This is a genomic window from Sporosarcina sp. P3 (assembly GCF_002743415.1).
Classification (GTDB): Bacteria; Bacillota; Bacilli; order Bacillales_A; family Planococcaceae; genus Sporosarcina; species Sporosarcina ureae_A.
In genome coordinates this window covers 183,547-200,864 of sequence record NZ_PDZE01000005.1, presented here as the reverse complement: position 1 = coordinate 200,864, position 17,318 = coordinate 183,547, and the positions used below count along the sequence as shown (strand labels likewise).

The following is a 17,318-nucleotide window of genomic DNA, read 5'->3' as shown; positions in this document are numbered from 1 at the left end:
GAAAATTATCCTTACAACTTCGTATTCTATCACCAAGTTCAATAGATTACAAGATAGTAACTCACTAGTATAATATTTCTAAATCTACTATCATTAATTGGTTGAGGTTATTACTAGATTTGATTCGGTTTACTAGATGGCTAGAAATAAGGGTTTGATTGAATCAGGGTACTTTGAATCACTCTCGAAGTGATGTGTTAATTACTTTTTTAAAATTTGCTTAAGTTCATGTGCAACACGGATTACAATCCTAATCTTGATGATTCTCGATAAGGATCATCACTCAAATTAAAAAGGATTGGCGCCTCCCTTTCGAAGCACCAATCCTTATTAGCTTGATTTTTCAACATTACTTCTTTCGATACACCTCTATCAAAAACTTCGGCAAATTCATTTGACGTTTGATCCGACTCGGCTCAAGCAGTAATCGATACAACCACTCTGCCCCTGCTTTCTGGAACACAGCCGGTGCTCTTTTAATATTACCTGCTAGTACGTCAAATGACCCGCCGACTCCTTGGAACACAACCGGATGTAGCTGATCACGGTATTGTTCGATCCACTGCTCTTGCTTCGGTGATCCCATCGCAACAAATAGTATATCTGGTTGCGCTTCGTTAATCGTGTCGAGTACGACTTGTATATTTTTTTCATAACCATGCTGGACACCCGCGATTTGAATGTTCGGATGCAAGACTTGTAATTTCGCTGCTGCTTCTTCCGCCACTCCAGGCTTCGCGCCGTAGAGGAAAATACGTTTTCCGCGCGCAGCGGCTTCCTGTACGACGCGGTCCATCATGTCGATTCCTGTAACACGTGATCGGATTTGACCTTTTTGTAGCTTAGACGCGAGAATGACGCCGATGCCATCCGGGATTTGAAATTCCGCTCGGTTCAGCAATGCTTTTAGCTCCGGATCTTCTTTTGCCTTCATTAGCTTTTCCGGATTGATTGCCACGATGAGTGATTTCTTTCCCGTTTCGATATTCTCGAAAACTTTCGGAATCAGTTCATCGTAGTTTTCCGTATTGACGGAGACGCCTAGAACTTCTTCTTTCATTTGTATAGCTGCCCCTCTTTTTTGCCATCTCCTAATTTGAAGAAGCGATATTCTGCCTGTTCCCATTTGTCTGCATCGAGTGCATTTTTTGTATCCAACATAATCGGTCTCGGCTGCTTCGTCTGCAAGTCTGCCGGATTCAGTTGTTTGAATTGGTCATGGTCTGTAGTTAATAGAAGAAGATCCGCTGTGTTGATTGCTTCTTCTAGTGTCGCCACTTGCGTCGAATGCTGTAGTTCTTTGATGTGTGGATCGAATGATACGACGTCTAGACCGAGATCTTGCAGTGAATCAATCACTTTCGTTGATGGGCTTTCACGCATGTCGTCGACGTTGCCTTTGAACGCCAGACCAAGTACCGCCACTTTACCGTTTTCGATATTATACTCTTGTAGCAAACGCTGCGCGCGCTTTGCCGTATACATCGGCATGCCATCATTCGTTAGACGTGCTTTTTTGATGATGTCTGCTTTTTCAGGTGCCAGTTCCACTAAGAACCATGGATCAACAGCGATACAGTGACCGCCGACGCCTGGGCCTGGCGTATGGATATTGACGCGTGGGTGAAAGTTTGCAAACTTGATCGCTTCCCAAATGTCCACGTCAATCCCTTCTGCAATTTTTGCGAGTTCATTGGCGAATGCAATGTTGACGTCGCGGTAGGTATTTTCCATGACTTTCACGAGTTCCGCTGTCGTTGCGTCTGTTAGGTGGATCGTTCCTTTGACGAACACTTCGTAGAGATCCTTTGTCATTTCCGCTGACTTCGCATTGATTCCGCCAACAATCCGGTCGTTGTTGACTAGTTCTTCGAAAATCTTACCTGGGATTACGCGTTCTGGGGAGTGAGAGACGAATAGGTCTTCACCGATGATCAAATCCGTTTTGCGTAATTCAGGTAGCATGATATTCTCGACAGTCTTTGGTGGAACGGTTGATTCCAAGATCACGAGCGCACCTTTTTTGACGAATGGCACGATCGATGCCGTAGCCGCACGGATGAATTCCAAGTTCGCTGTGTTGTCCGGATTGATCGGTGACGGCACCGCGATGATGTAGACATCTGCTTCAACTGGTGTAGTCGATGCTTGGAAGTGTCCTTCGTCTACAGCTTTCTCGAGACGCTCTTGCAGGCCGTTTTCTTCTATATGTAGTTGTTTGTTGTTGATCAAGTTTACGACATGTTCGTTCCGGTCGACACCGTGTACTTGCAAGCCGCTGTTTGCGAACATAACAGCAGTTGGAAGGCCGATGTACCCTAGGCCTACTACGCATAATTTCTTTTCCATAATGTATGATACCTTCGCTTTCTTAATTTAGGTTGTGATTGGTCAAAGTCTGGGAAGACTTTTAATTGGGTATTGGATCTGCACTGCAGGCGGACGCTTTCCTGCGGGCATGGCTTGAGCCGCTTCCCTCACTTCGTTCAGTCCAGGGTCTCAAACTCATGCTATTCCCGCGGGAGTCGCCGCCTTTCGTTCCGATCCTACTTACAGTGTGGTGACAGGTAGTGACCACTTTTTTCTGTTTGTTGGGGTCTGAAGTTCAAGACCTCAATACTTTTTGTTCAAAGAGAAAGGATGAATTTCTTCATCCTTGAATTTTTATAGCTACTTAAAAAATGATAGAGTACTTCAGCTTTTGACTCTTCCGCAAAAACTCCAAAAGAACACACAGTGGATCGTAAGCGGAAGGCGGCGACTCCCGATGGATCAGCCCGATCAGGTGAGACAACTAAGAGAACGCAGTGAACAGTTGGCTCACCGCGGGCCCATGGGAAAGCGTCCGCCTGCAGCGTCGATCCACGTTGCCTTACCCTTCACTCCATCCAATAGAAATCCACAATCTTTAAAGTTTAAACTCACACTCCATCTATACAGTATACCAACTTCTATTCAGTACGACCAATTTATTTAGCTCGTGCCGACACTCGCGCTTGCACAGTATAAGGCGTATACGTTCCCTTCACCACACTCAACCCATTAGCCCCTACTATGCCCGGATGAACAACGAGCATATACTCCGCGCCAAGCGCCATCGGTTTGGCTGGCTGGATCGTCATCGTTTTTTCATCACTAGCTTTTTTAGCCGTTTGTATGGAGACGCTTCCGAACTTCACAAGTTCCATCTTGTTGAAACTTTTCGCTGGACCGAAGTTCATTTTTTGCGTGAACTCCACGTTGAACACTTTTGTTTGCGGTACGTCAGTAGGTCCTTTGATGAACTGGTAACCTTGTGCGACCAAGTCGGATGTGACCAGACGTTTGTGCATGCCCGTGTGCTCCGTGCCAGGTTTCATTTTAATATTCGGCTCAACGCCTTTATGTTGCACGGGCGTTCCTTTAGGTCCTGTGTAGTGACCTGTTGTCAGTTTCAGTGCGCCACCGTTTTCTAATTCGAATAACGACTGGACGCTACCTTTCCCTTTTGTCGTCTCCCCTACTACGTTCGCGGCACTCTGGTCTTTGAGACTGACCGCCACAATTTCAGATGCGGAAGCGGAGTAGCGATTGACGAGTACGTACGTGTCAATCGGGAATTGATTTTTCGCTCGAATGACTGTACCTGACTGTGTCCCCATGCGTGTTTGCAATTTGTACGCTTCTCTTACTCTTGGGAAGAAGCCTAGTAATTGTTCGGCACTATCTACATAGCCGCCACCGTTAAAACGTAAGTCGAGGATCAGTTTCTTCGCTCCTGCTGCTCTCAAACGTGACCAGTGAGCGTTCACGTCTTCTTGTAAGTGTGCAGAGAACGACTTAATTTTCAAGTACCCCACGTTTCCGTACATCATATGTGAAGTGACATTGTTCTGATTGTGCGGTGCCGTAACCGCAGCGACTTGCGCAGGTGCTTTGGCGCTTGCGTATTGACTGAGATATTCATTATATTCAGCAGGCGTCATGTACACCGAGTATTCGTCGAGCTGACGGACGACTTCGGTGACGTTTTTCGCTTGGCGAAGATTAGTAGGCTGCTCGCCATAATAGTATAAATCGACAATTTCTTTCACTTCGTCAAGCGTCGCGGCTTCAGTGGCGGGCGTTAAGCAGAGCCAGGCAAAAACAGCTACTACTGCAGTTAGGGTTTGTTTCATTGCGCTTCCTCCTTTATTCGGTCGGGTTTGTCAAAAGTATGTATCTTTAGACTATACCCTATACACCGGTGGTTAAGCGGCTAACTATAATTATTTTTTAGTATATAGTGTCACCCAATAGATTTTACCATCCGAATCGGGTGCCGTGCCTGCTCCCATATGCGTAAATACCGGGCTTAGTAGATTTTCCTTATGCGCAGGAGACGCTAACCAAGCATTGGTAATTTCAAGCGCATCATTAAAGCCAGCCCCAATGTTCTCACCATATGCCTCCCATTTATAATCAAACTTCTCCAGCATCTCCGCAAGCGTGCCATGTGTCGGTGTAATATGTGACAATTCCCCGAGTTTCGCCAAATCCTCCGCTCTCGCACTAGCCATGCGATTAAGTGTCGGATCCGCTAGCAGATTGCCAACTTTGGCATTTGTTCGTTTAATATTCACATTAATAATAGACTGTGCCGCCAATGAAGGCTGCTCGGGTTCTGGTTTAGGCGGCTCCGGTTTTGGCTTCGGTGGCTCTGGTTTCGGCGCTGGCGGCTTCGGAGTCGGCTTTGGCGGAACCGGCTTCGGCTTTTCAGGTGCCGGCTTTTGATGATCAGGATTCGGCTTAATCAAGTTTTTCTCTTTGTCGACATAGCCTTTCTTCTGATTATCATACGTAATTAACCCTTTTTTGCGATTTTCATCAAATTGCATCGTACGGTATAAGAATGCCGCCAATTGACCACGCGTAACAGGCGAATTTGGCTTAAACTTCCCCCCTGGACGCGTCGTAGTAATATTGAGTTCAGCGATCGTAATAATGTATTCATATGCCCCACTGCTCTTCTTGACATCATCAAAAATAATGAAATCATTGTCATCCGTCACGATGTGATACCCAAGAACTAATAATTTCGCCATTTGGCCACGGGTAAGTGATTTATTCGGATTGAACTTCTCCGCATTCTTAAACAGCCCCCGCTGTGTCAACGCACGAATATGATCATACGACCCGTTATCCTTCGTGACATCCTTAAAATCCATCTTATACGCATGGCTCGGTTTCGCCCCAATCGAAACCGCAATCATCTTCGCCGCCTGAGCCCGAGTCACCGGTTTATTCAGACGATATGTATGGTCAGCATACCCTTTAATAATATCATTAGCAGCCATATACATCACCGCATCATAGGCATAATGCTTCTCCGGCACATCCTTAAACTTCACAGCCTTCGCAGCTTCCACCGGCGCGGGAGTCGCTATTCCCGTTGCAGCCACCGCAACCGTCGTAGCTATAGTACTTAAGAATAACTTTTTGTTATAAACTAGACTCATATAAACGTCCTCCTTTTGTTAGAGTATACGGATTTGACAGGTGGTTTGGTAGGGTATTGGTGAAATTTGTTGAGTTATTTGATATTTTGTTAATTTTGGCGGATGGGGTTTATGAGCGGTTGGGCGGAGTTAATGAGCGGATGTTGGTTTGTATAGAGCGGATTAATGGATTGATAGAGCGGTTGATTAGGTAGATAGAGCGCTTGACGGGATGGGTTGGGCGGATAGGCCGAAACATTGAGCGCGTGAGTGTTTTAACTGGCAAGCTTGTCCTTATGAGCGGTCAGACCGTAGTTATGAGCGGGTATTTATCGATATAGAGCGAAATACTGGATTGATAGAGCGGTTGATTGACTGAATAGAGCGCTCGACGGAGTGGATTGAGCGGTCAGCCCCAAACATTGAGCGCGTGCGTTATTTGATTTCAACAAGAAACCAGTGCATGAAGAGCTTATGCACTGGTTTAATTGCATTTACAATTTCAGATTTTCTGTTTCGAGGACTCTCGGAGAGAGTTGGTAGATTGCATTGCGCTTTTTGCCGGACAGTTCGGTGAAGGGGTTAGCTAGCATTCGTTTCGCTATGTGACGGGAGTGGATATTGGTAAAGTGGCGGAATTGCCGGTTGGTGAGTTGCGCACCGCCAATGCAGTACCACTCCGCTAGTGTGGCATGGTGGGCATGGCGATCGATATGGCCACACGCTCGGCACTGCCAACTTCTCGTCCGCCATAGCATCGTTAATTGTTCGCAATTTGGGCACGTGACACCACTTGCCAGATCTTGTATGGAAAGTGCATATTTCTCGGTTAGCGGAAATGGGTCGTAGTGGCGATGTGTTTTCAGGAGTTCATTGGCTAATCTAGTAATCTGTTTTGCATTCAAAATATCTGCTTTCATTTCTAAGTTTCTCAGACGGTTAGGTATTTCATACGAGAATACGAGTCGGTGGGACGATGTGTTTTCAATGGTGAGTTCGTTTTGGTAGGCGAAGACGATGTAGTCGACGAAGGGGATGTCGATGTTGCGCGCTTGTAGCCAGCTGGCGAAGTAATGCTTTTTGCGTTCCATTTCTTCTATTGGACTTCTTAGGACGGTGCGTTCCCCGTTAACTGATTCCCGGATGAACTGTGTCGGATTTTGCTTGATGTGTAGTTTGCCTGCGATGTTTTTGATTTCAAACAAGACAATAATGCTTGGGGTGATCAAGATCGAATCGATTTGGAAGTAAGCATGCTCGTGTTTCAGGAATACATCGTGGAGGATCGCGTGCGGATACGGCGGAATGAAGTCTCGTAATTGGTAGTCGAATTCCTTCTCCCCTCCAAAACCAGCTTTGCCGTTGTAGAAGTCAGTGCGGATTTTTTCGTACTTGTCGTGATTGGCCGGCAAGCGTTTGAGAAGCGCCTGTTGGCCGATGATCAGTTTGGGGATCGTGCGCGTTTTGTAGAGTATGTTGGTTCACCTCCTATTTAGGGCATTGTGGTGCGTGTATTTATTGTAGCAAGAGTGTTGGTTATTGGGAAGTATTGGGATAAATTCAATTTTGAGCGGATTATTGGGGATGAAATTGGATTTTGGGTTGGATTTGTTGGGGAGAATTCAATTTTTAAGGGTTGTAGAGTGATTTAGAGTGTGAATTTATTTGAAAATATGTCTTTAGTCATGTGAATTTGTGGGAGCTATGAGCGGTTGATTGGTTGGATAGAGCGGTGATTGGGTGAGATAGAGCAGATATGTGGTTTTATAGAGCGCTTGAACATGTAGATTGAGCGGATGAGGAGGTTGGTAGAGCGCTTAATTGAATGTTTGAGCGCGCGGCTCCGCCTTGCTTGATTTCGTTCCAAGGAATGGGCGTATGAGCGGATGGCGGGCTGGATAGAGCGGTCCAGCGTTGGGATTGAGCGGATACGCGGTTTGATAGAGCGTTTCAACATGTGGATTGAGCGGTTGGCTAGGTCGATAGAGCGCTTAATAGAATGTTTGAGCGCGCGGCTCCGCCTTGCTTGATTTCGTTCAATGGATTGGGCGTATGAGCGGGTGGGGCGCTGGATAGAGCGGTCCAGCGTTGGAATTGAGCGGATATTCGGTTTGATAGAGCGCTCCAACATGTAGATTGAGCGGATAAGGTAGTTAATAGAGCGCTTAATTGAATGTTTGAGCGCGCGGCTCCGCCTTGCTTGATTTCGTTCAAAGGAATGGGCGTATGAGCGGCACAGCCACCACCACTCTGCATAATTTCATTCCAACGAAAAAAACTGCCCCCTCAAGGGCAGTTTTTTCATCGTTTAATCAAATACCGTACATAAAGTTGCCAAGGCGTGGTTTTCCATTGTTCCCATTCCGGCAGATAGAGCGGCAATGGATGGAAGACGGATTGGTGCTCGAGGCTGCTGTCTAGATCGTCGTTGTGCAGTGCGACCATTCCTGGTTCGACGCCTGTTGTGAGGACGGTTCGATCCAATGATGTAAATGGCGCTTCGACGATGTTTTGGACTGCTCGTCCATTGGTGTCTAGTGTCCATACTTTTGCATCGTTCTGATATTGATCTGTTAGCCAGTTTGTTTTGATGCTGACGACTTGGTTTGCTTCATTCGTTTGAATGAATGTGTTGACGTTTGTGCCGAATGGCAAGTCCATTTGCTCGTCGTACGGTGCTACGCGTACTTCGTAATAGGCTAGTGGATTGTCTTTTTGTGTGTTGCCTAGGGCTTTATACGCTTCTAGCCATTCGTCGTCTTTCGCAGGCACTTTGGATACCGATACAACGACTCCGTTAATTGTGGAGATGTTATCCGGATAATCCGGTGTGATGCGTTCTTGAGCTTCCGCTAGTTTCTTTTCTTTATTTGTTAAGACAGGTTTGCCTTCAGGCGAATCGTTTACTTCAGGATTGGAAATCGTTCCATCGGGATTCGTGATTGTGCCGTCAGGGTTTGTTGTTGTACCTTCCGGATTAGCATCAGGATCGATCGTGCTGTCCGTATCCGGAGTGCCTGTAGTTGGCGGTGTCTCCGTGTCGGGTTCGTTTTCCGTACCTGTATTCGAACTGCCCGGTGAAGATACCGGTGTATCCGGCTGATCGACTGAGCCGTCCGGATTACCGGAAGTGCCGTCGAAGTTTTCTTCAGGAGCGTCCGTTCCTGTGTTTGGATCAACAGCTGGCGGTTCTGCATTCGTTCCGTCGATTTCCTTTTTTGGATCGTCGTACGGTACGGTACTCGGTGGTACACCGTCAGCAGATAGAGAGGCTACAGACTTGCCTTTTTCACTGCCGATTCCGTCTTCCGTATTTTCAGGATCAATTGGTTCTGTTTGATCTTCAAGTTGTTCATTCGGATCGACTTTAGGTGTGAATGGTGTTTGGATCGAGCCGTGCTGGATTATAACCGGCGCGCCCGTTTCGACGTTTGGCCATTCGTTGTCGAGAACGTATGTGACAATTGTTTGGTCTGTGCTGTAAATATCAATAGATGGTGATTCGCTGTCGCGTTTGATTGCTACGACATAGCCGCTGACTGGACTCGTCAATGCAGATTCATTCGGTAATTCTGCGAGCTTGGCTTCGACAATTTCCGTTTTCCGCTGCACTTCTGCAAGATCACGCTCCGCTTCCGCAATCGCTTGCGCATATGCTGCTTCTTCTTTTACTTCAATACCCACATTCAAATTGACACGCACTTTTTTCTCGTCATTCGTATCGTAGTAATCGCTGTCGTTTTTCGAACCGCCCGCTGAGGACTGTTCATACTCAAGATTACTGATCGTTTGTGAAATCGAAGACGACTGATTTTGCAACGCGGACAGTTCCGAGTTCAGTTCACTGCGTTTGGAATCAATATGATCCACTTTCAATGAAGCGAGCTCCGTTCCAAAGTCCACTGTCTCCCCTTCTTGCACGAGCCATGATTCAATCGTCTGGTCGTCTTTTAGGTAGATCGTATGCAAATCTTTCGGCGAAATGAACCCTTCTTTATCGAGCTCTTTCTTGTAATCATCCGCAGATAGCCGTTCGTACTCACTAACGTACTGCGCTTTCGGGATGACACTTTTTTCTGCGAATACTAAATACGTATTTAATGCTAGGAACGCTGTAACGAGGACCGTCACGATGATATTTTGTGCTTTCATCTTATAGTCCCCCAATCATTAACAAGTTCAACATTTTTTCAATAGGAGCAAAGCCAACTGCCGCAGTGATCAATGCAAAGACCACTTGCAAGGCGATCAACATCCACAATGCATGCTTGCGGACGCCTGTATGCTCTACAACTTCCCCACCAACAAGTGACGTTTCCACTTTCGAGAAGCTGATGAAGCGATACTGAACCGCCACGATCAAGGCGGAGAAAATCGTAAGTTGATTGACAAATAAAATGATGTACCAATTATCCAAGAACGTAACCGCGAGAGGTCCGAACGAAAGAATCGAAACCGCTGCTGACTTCCCAGCAACCGCGAAGATTAGGAAATTGATGAGTTTTTCAATTAATAATAAGCCCGTAACCACCAGCTGCAACTTCAGCAATGGCTTAAACGGAATTTTCGTCAGCATACTTAAAATCCATGCAACGCCCCAGAAATGGAACGCCATATAGACGATGGCCCAGAGAATGGCACCGACCAATGCAGTGATGCGGCCAATGGTGTATTCGTCAAGTGAACCGTTCGCCAAAATATACGTCATCGTCCCAGTATTCATGCCCCACATATCGCGGAGGACGAACAGGATGATGCCCAAAATGAATACGCTAAACACACGGCGTTTAAATCCAGTAACGGTCCCTTGCCCAATTTCCACGGCAAGCCGGTCAGGATAAACTAGTGAACGCCAGTAACCGTAAGTAGAATACATATGTACTTCTCCTTTGCCTCCAACTTTATCAGCTGATTATATCAGTTTCTATCTCTCTTACTTTATCAAAATATGACGGATTTGCAACGAATGTCTCGTATTGTTGCAGAATTTGGCAATTGGGTTGGAGAATTAAATGCTCAAAGGTGCTGAGTGAAGTTACATTGTGCATGGGATTTCCGCTACAGATGGGGGACGCTTTCTGGAGGGCGCGGCCCGAACCAAGCGAACAGCGAAGGGTTCGCTTTGCCGTATTTCTGTGCACTCTACAGAAATTAAGGCATCTGCCCGGGGTCTCGAACTCGCGCTAATCCTCTCAGAGTCGCCCCCATCTTCCGCTTCAATCCTACTCTCAAAATGGAAAGATATGCATCACTCTCTGGCAGTACATTGCAAATATTTGTGGTTATTAAACTAGCTTTATTTCAACTATAAAAGCAATCACAAGCGTAATTTCGATGGCTTCAATAATTGTCCCCCACTCTGTCCGTAAGGGATTGGAGCGTAGGAGGGGCGACTCCCGATGGATCAGCCCGATCAGGTGAGACAACCAAGAGGGAGCTCGCGACCTGGTTGGCTCACCGCGGGCCCATGGGAAAGCGTCCCCTCCGAAGCACCAATCCCCAACCCAACAGCCTTTCTACTCAACACCCCTTCAGCTCAATCCCCACCCCAACAGCCCATCTCCCTCCGCCACTAAAAATCCCTAGCCCATTAGATTCATTTAATTATCAGAATGTTGAAAATAAATAAAAATAGGTTATGATAGGAACCATCCGGGAAGACTATGAATATATAAAAGGAGTGAAGAGCGATGAACTTAGAAAAAACGATTGAGTTTACATGGCAGGACTTTGCACTAGGCCTTGGCGGATCAGGACTATTCGTAGCGGCGCTCCATTTCCTAACGCTATGAGAAAACGGATACCACCACACACATAAAAACACCTCATCGTCCACGCACATACATGCGCTTCCAACTGAGGTGTTTTTATCTCGTAAGTGTGATGATCAAATTACTCGCAGTCCTTCCATCAACTCCTTAAACAAGAGCTGGTTTTTCGTTTCTAGCGCATAATCTACCATTCGTTCCCAGTTATCCTGCTCCAACTTCTCCACCAAACCGTCCGCTTCACGCATGTACTCTTCCTGTAGATGGCCTTCCAATCCCATCGCTCCTTCGAGTATAGTCGACAAATGTAAATGCAAATCGGAAACTAGTAACAATTGATAAAGTGGGATCCGTATAAACCTGCTGCCTCGCTGAAAGACGAACACTTCTCCTAAGTTCTCAATCTGCAGACTTTTCGTATTCACAACGATTTCTTTACCTTCTGTAGGGATGAATTGAAATACCTCATCATTTCGCTTAATCGAGAAATATTGATAAGCGAATACAAGGCGTAAGTTGAATTCTTCTTTCCTGGTGAAAAACGGCTTGATTCGCTGTATGACTAGCATATCTTCCCCCTCCTCCTCAGTAATTTGAATTTTCCGATTATTATTAATATATCACATTAAAGAGGATTTTGTGCATGATATGAGTCGGAAACCATCTAATATACCAAGAGAATTTTCAAAAATCGGTCATAGTGGCGAATCACGCCGTCTTTCGGGTTATTCATCATACCCGACGAAAAAGGTTTTGGACACTGGCTGATACTCGATGTTTCCTTCTTTCAATTGTTCCAGTAATTGCTCGCTCGCATCGACAATTGTTTTCTCGTAAGTAAAAGTCATTTGATGGGTAGCGTACGAGATGACGACTTGCTCAAACAACATCTCTTCGCGCGTGACGTTATACAAATAGGAAACTTTCCCGTTCGAATCATGGACGCATTTTTCGGAGTATTGTTCGAAAGATTCGAAGAAACCTAGCTTGCTTGTCTTTACGGATTCCGGTCTTTGTAGTCGGTACCGCAATTGAGGTAAGTGTAAGATCAATTGCACTTTTTCTATCACTTTCGCCTACTTTCTATTTTTTATCACAATCTTCTCATAATCTTGTAGAAAAATCTTGTAATTGCTAATTCGTCAATTCCTATTGTCTAAATGACAATTTAACGAAATAGCGGATTCTTTTCTTATACGATGGCGAGAAAAACGGGTGATGAAAATGAGTTTCGGAACACAATTACGAGAATATCGCGATGAGTATTTACATATTTCACAAAAGCAGATGGCAGAGGACCTCGGAGTCGACGGCGCGACGATGTCCAGATATGAATCGAGCGAACGGTCTTTCCCCATTTATTTAGTACCGCTTATTCAGAGAATCTATAACATACCAGATGATGTATTACTTGCGATGATCCTGGACAAACCGTTAAAGACGGTACGCCCTTTTTCGAATCAAACGCTCGACAGCACCGCCACATACGAAAAAGGCTTTTTAGCGCAATACGGATCATTTATTGAAAACGAGCCACTGTTAAAAGAATTTATTTTACGAGCCAGTTCATTGGACCACGAAAACCGCCAGTTGTTGCTGTCAGGCATGTTGAACCTTATGCAGCTATTCGATAATCAAACAAGTAAATGAAATTGAATGGTTTTTATGTTTCTCAAGTTGTGGTAAAGGACCGATAAAAACGGTATAATAGGAGGAATGCTTAAGTAAGGAGTGGATTCGGTGGCCATCACTATTGAACGAATCGCAAATATGCACGAATCAGAAATTGAAGAATTCATGAATCATATTAAACATACATTTCAGCCGTCTGACTCTGCACAGGCGGAAATTATACGCAAGGCCGCTTCACTTGTACGTATGAACGCAATTGGTGCGTATCGCTACACGGAAACCGAGCAATCCTTAATGGCCAATATTTCAGGCACCGAGTCGGAGTTCGCACGTCTGTCCTTCATGACGATGGAACCGTACTGCACATGTGCTGACGGAGACTGGTGCGCGCATCAGATCGCGGTCGTCTTTCATCTGTACTCGCAATTTCATTCGTTATCAGATTGGCTCAATACGTGGCGCAAGTCTGGAACGGTGCAGACGCAATTGTCGATCAATGAGCGAACGCCAGAAGCTTGGTTGAATGCGTTATCCGTATTAGTGAAGCCGCTAACCGAGTTGAGCCCAAGTGACGGACCGACCGGTTTCTTGCATTATGCTTCCAAAATCGAACATCAGAAGACGCGGCTTTCTCCTTTTGAATGGGAATGGAAGCCGCTCTTTTCGCTGTACTATCAGCTGACGTTATTGCGGGCGGCATGGCCTTTCCTGCATAGCGAGCTATCAGCAAATGATTCCTATCAATACGGCAAATGGCAACTGACGATTTGGCTCAATGAGCAAATGTCCGAAATTAAAGCGGGCATTAAACAACTGAGTTCGAAATCGCGTCTGTTTGAGACGGATGCATTTCATGTGAAGTTGAAAGATTTGATTCATTCATTCGCAATAGACGAAGAAGGTTTATTCTCGAAGCGTTTTGAAGCGTTCCGTCTTGTCTATACTGAGCTGTATTCCGATGAGGCTGAATTGACAGAGGAGATCGAACGCCTGCAAAAGGAAACGGCAGAAGATGCGCCATTGTTCCGTGCGTTTCTCTATTTGACGTCAGGACGTTTTGACGAGCTTGATGAGGAGTTGAATACGCTAGATGCGACTGCTGTTCCCCAGTGGTTGGCGTTTGCGCTTTACGCGAAGGAAGATGAGGATTTTGATATTGTGCAGTCGATTATGCAGCAATTGCTCCCTCATTTAGCTGAGCACTATCAGCAGCTTGCAACGCGTAACCGTTCAGCATTTGCTGAAGATATCGACGAGTTGCTGTCGCTGTCGGATGTGTCAGAAGAGCAGCGCGATCAACTGTTCCAATCATATGGACCAGAAGCAAGTCGTGCGTATGGCAAATTTTTATTCGAACGTAACCGTTACGCCGAATGGGCTGCGCTGATGCATTTAACGCGCGGGTCCGTCGATATGATTGACAACTCTGCGATGAAAACGGCGCTCGCGGAAGATTCGCAAGCGGTGTTCCCTCTCATGCATGCCGAAGCGTTGAAATTAGTCAAAGAGAAAAATCGAGATAGCTATCGTCGTGCAGTGCGTTTGTGGAAGCAAATGAAGACGGCTGCCAAGCGCGATGGCCGCAATGAATTTTGGAACCGTTACGTCCATACAGTCCGCCAGCAATTTCCACGTCTGCGTGCACTGTTGGAAGAGATGGAGAAAGGAAATCTACTGCTATGACCGATTCGAACATCTTACAACTTTCATTAGAGTTAACGTTACAAGAAGGACAAGACGGCCTCTTCTTCGTGTCCGCCAATGTTGCAGGTGAAACGCGCAAGATCGATGCGGACATGTTGGTGTCGTATTTATTTTATTCGGATGAACCTACGATGTACGGCATGTTGGTGGAGCAGCGGGATAATTGGCTCGATGTATCGATCGATATGTTGCTGCGCTTGTTCTCGGCTGGAAGTCATCCGTACGTGCAATACTCCGGTGCGACGTCTGACGATCAACAAGTGCTGACTGACATTCGTGAAGCCACGACGTTGTGGAAAGATCCTGCGTTGTTTTCATATGTTGAAGCGAATGAGTCTGGACTGTCGTTCGATCTCGACAAAACCGATTTATCCGAACGGGCTGGACGTTATATTTCGCTTGCGATGCGTGGGCAGTTGGCGACGCTTGGTATCTCGATGGCAGACTTCCCTGCTTTGTTGCCACACTTCCAGCAGTATGGCTGGCCACATACCGAAACGACGAAGTTACCGTTCCGCGTAGCCCTTCGTTTGACGGAACCTGATGTCAATGAGACGGATTGGTTGCTTGAGACGATCTTGATTAGCGATCGCGGTGCGCAGTGGTCGCCAGCGGCCGGTAAACTAGCGGGTTCGATCGAAAATGCATTGCCGGCAAAACGAAAGCCGTATGCGGAGGATATCGAAGAGCGTCAAGCCGAGATGGTCGGGATTTTCCGCTCTGTTGAATGGTATGAACCGCGCCAGTTTATGCATGTGCCGTTAAATGATGCGCAAGTGCGGATTTTCATTCAGGAAGATCTGCCACTATGTCAGGCATTTGATTATCCGGTGATCTTGCCGGCTTGGTTAAAGAGCGTGACCGAGACGAAGTTGAAGATTCGGACGTCTGCAGGTATGCAGTCGTATCGTTCTGCAGCAAGCCTCGATCAAGTGTTGTCGTTTGATTGGCAGTTTTCGCTCGCTGGAGAAAAGATCAACAGGGAGCAATTCCAGAAGATGGTCGATGAGAACCGCGAGTATATCCGCGCGGGCGATGAGTGGTTCCATTTGGATCCGACATGGCTTAAACGCATTCGTGAGTTGATGGAGCAAGTTGACGACGGTGAATGGACAGTGAAAGATTTGCTGTTCAATGAAGTCCCGGAAGAGATTGCGCCTGTCTATGATGAAGAGGAAGAAGACGATCCGTTAGTAGCGTTTTCGATGCAGCAGTCGTTGCGTAAAGTAATGAATATGCTGCATGACAAGAAAGGTTTGCCGGCTGTTTCTGTACCGCAGACATTGCACGCCGAGTTGCGTCCTTATCAGCAAGAAGGTTTCGAGTGGCTTCATTTCATGCGCGACAATCAATTCGGTGCAGTGCTCGCGGATGATATGGGGCTCGGTAAAACCGTACAGCTCATCACGTATTTGCTGTATGTGCATAATTTACCGGAAACGGACTCCCCTTCGCTGATCATTTGCCCGACGAGTGTCATGGGGAACTGGCAGAAGGAGCTCGAGCGTTTCGCGCCTTCATTGACAGTACATGTACATTACGGGACGAATCGCGCGCGTGAAGAACAGTTTGCCGATATGATGAGCAAGCGCCAGGCGGACATTATTTTGACGACGTATGGCACTGCCACGCAAGACGGTGAGATGCTGTCGATGTATGAGTTTGCGAATGTAACGATTGATGAAGCACAAAATATTAAAAACTTACAGACGAAGCAATCACGAGCGATCCGCAAATTGCGCGGTGAGCATCATATCGCGTTGACGGGTACGCCGATCGAGAACCGTTTATCGGAGTTATGGGCTATTTTTGATTTCATTCATAAAGGCTATCTTGGAAGTTTCCGTAAATTTAGCGAGGAGTTCATCGTGCCGATCGAGCGTGATGATCTCGAGGCGGAGAAACGGAAATTGCGTGCGCGCATTCAGCCGTTCATGATGCGCCGGACGAAGAATGATCCGGAGTTACGTCTGAACTTGCCTGAGAAGCTCGAGCAAAATGAATATGTACCGCTGACGCCTGAGCAAGCTGCGTTGTATGAGAGTTTTGTTTCGGAGACGAAATTCAAACTCGAGACGTTGACAGGATTTGAGCGCAAAGGCTTGATCTTGAAGATGCTCAGTCGGTTGAAGCAATTATGTAACCATCCAGCTTTATTCCTAAAGGAACCGCCAGCCCCTGCTGCCGAGTTGACGAAGCGTTCCAATAAAATGGCGCGAATCGTTTCGATGGCAGCGGAGATTGCGGCGAACGGTGAGCAATGCTTGATCTTCACGCAGTATATTGGCATGGGGCAAATGATCCGTCAGTGCTTGTCGGAGTTGCACGGAATTGACGTACCATTCTTGACAGGTAGTATGCCAAAAGGACAACGTGATGCATTGGTCGAGGCGTTCCAAAACGGGGAATTCCCGATTTTCATCCTGTCGTTGAAAGCTGGGGGCACCGGCTTAAATCTGACGCAGGCGAATCACGTATTGCACGCAGACCGTTGGTGGAATCCGGCTGTGGAGAACCAGGCAACGGATCGGGCGTACCGTATCGGGCAGACCAAATTTGTGCATGTGCATAAATTTGTGACTGTCGGGACGATCGAGGAAAAGATTGACGAGATGCTCTTCGAGAAAGCAGCGTTGTCAGCTGATTTGATTCATTCGAGTCAGTGGTTGACGGAGCTCAATGATCGAGAGCTCGAGGATTTGCTGACATTTAATTAACTTATTGACCATTAGGATCTGTATCGAAAGTGGATGCAGGT

Annotated in this window: 13 protein-coding genes; 4 read left to right on the top strand and 9 right to left on the bottom strand. The window is 46.5% G+C overall.

Annotated elements, in window-relative coordinates:
- Positions 1-349 precede the first annotated feature (349 nt).
- The 4 genes from CSV61_RS08525 to CSV61_RS08505 all read right to left on the bottom strand — a co-directional run bounded on the left by CSV61_RS08525 (position 350) and on the right by CSV61_RS08505 (position 5,477).
- The gene (locus CSV61_RS08525) at positions 350-1,060 is read right to left on the bottom strand and encodes a WecB/TagA/CpsF family glycosyltransferase (RefSeq protein WP_099638864.1); all 711 of its coding nucleotides are present in this window, start codon (positions 1,058-1,060) and stop codon (positions 350-352) included.
- On the bottom strand, positions 1,057-2,349 hold the full coding sequence (locus CSV61_RS08520; RefSeq protein WP_083034987.1) for a nucleotide sugar dehydrogenase: 1,293 nt from the start codon (positions 2,347-2,349) through the stop codon (positions 1,057-1,059). The genes CSV61_RS08525 and CSV61_RS08520 overlap by 4 nt, the downstream gene beginning before the upstream one ends.
- 620 nt (positions 2,350-2,969) lie before the next feature.
- Positions 2,970-4,157: a S41 family peptidase gene (locus CSV61_RS08510; RefSeq protein ID WP_099638863.1), complete on the bottom strand. Its 1,188-nt coding sequence runs from the start codon at positions 4,155-4,157 to the stop codon at positions 2,970-2,972.
- Between the two features lie 90 nt (positions 4,158-4,247).
- Entirely contained in the window at positions 4,248-5,477 is a 1,230-nt protein-coding gene (locus tag CSV61_RS08505; protein ID WP_099638862.1) for a CAP and S-layer homology domain-containing protein, read from the bottom strand.
- 56 nt (positions 5,478-5,533) lie between these two features.
- Between CSV61_RS08505 and CSV61_RS16790 the strand changes: the two genes are divergently transcribed.
- Positions 5,534-5,671, top strand: coding sequence for a hypothetical protein (locus tag CSV61_RS16790; protein WP_158233809.1), 138 nt, complete (start codon positions 5,534-5,536; stop codon positions 5,669-5,671).
- A gap of 279 nt (positions 5,672-5,950) precedes the next feature.
- Here the strand turns inward: CSV61_RS16790 and CSV61_RS08500 are convergent, their stop codons facing one another.
- The 5 genes from CSV61_RS08500 to CSV61_RS08475 all read right to left on the bottom strand — a co-directional run bounded on the left by CSV61_RS08500 (position 5,951) and on the right by CSV61_RS08475 (position 12,294).
- The gene (locus CSV61_RS08500; protein WP_158233808.1) at positions 5,951-6,868 is read right to left on the bottom strand and encodes a nuclease-related domain-containing protein; all 918 of its coding nucleotides are present in this window, start codon (positions 6,866-6,868) and stop codon (positions 5,951-5,953) included.
- 889 nt (positions 6,869-7,757) lie between these two features.
- Complete coding sequence (locus tag CSV61_RS08490) at positions 7,758-9,608, bottom strand: efflux RND transporter periplasmic adaptor subunit (protein ID WP_099638859.1); 1,851 nt, start codon at positions 9,606-9,608, stop codon at positions 7,758-7,760.
- Between the two features lies 1 nt (position 9,609).
- Positions 9,610-10,332: a hypothetical protein gene (locus tag CSV61_RS08485; RefSeq protein WP_083034979.1), complete on the bottom strand. Its 723-nt coding sequence runs from the start codon at positions 10,330-10,332 to the stop codon at positions 9,610-9,612.
- 1,011 nt (positions 10,333-11,343) lie between these two features.
- Positions 11,344-11,793 carry a transcriptional regulator gene (locus tag CSV61_RS08480; protein WP_083034977.1) on the bottom strand — a complete coding sequence of 150 codons (450 nt, stop codon included), beginning with the start codon at positions 11,791-11,793 and terminating at the stop codon, positions 11,344-11,346.
- A 156-nt stretch (positions 11,794-11,949) separates the two neighbouring features.
- Positions 11,950-12,294, bottom strand: coding sequence for a hypothetical protein (locus tag CSV61_RS08475; RefSeq protein WP_099638858.1), 345 nt, complete (start codon positions 12,292-12,294; stop codon positions 11,950-11,952).
- A gap of 154 nt (positions 12,295-12,448) precedes the next feature.
- On the opposite strand from CSV61_RS08475, the gene CSV61_RS08470 reads away from it, so the two are divergent.
- From CSV61_RS08470 to CSV61_RS08460, 3 genes are all read left to right on the top strand, one after another.
- Entirely contained in the window at positions 12,449-12,874 is a 426-nt protein-coding gene (locus tag CSV61_RS08470; RefSeq protein ID WP_143561075.1) for a helix-turn-helix transcriptional regulator, read from the top strand.
- A 90-nt stretch (positions 12,875-12,964) separates the two neighbouring features.
- The gene (locus CSV61_RS08465) at positions 12,965-14,539 is read left to right on the top strand and encodes a hypothetical protein (RefSeq protein WP_099638856.1); all 1,575 of its coding nucleotides are present in this window, start codon (positions 12,965-12,967) and stop codon (positions 14,537-14,539) included.
- Positions 14,536-17,277, top strand: coding sequence for a DEAD/DEAH box helicase (locus CSV61_RS08460; RefSeq protein WP_099638855.1), 2,742 nt, complete (start codon positions 14,536-14,538; stop codon positions 17,275-17,277). Before CSV61_RS08465 ends, CSV61_RS08460 begins: the two co-directional genes overlap by 4 nt.
- Positions 17,278-17,318: the final 41 nt, after the last annotated feature.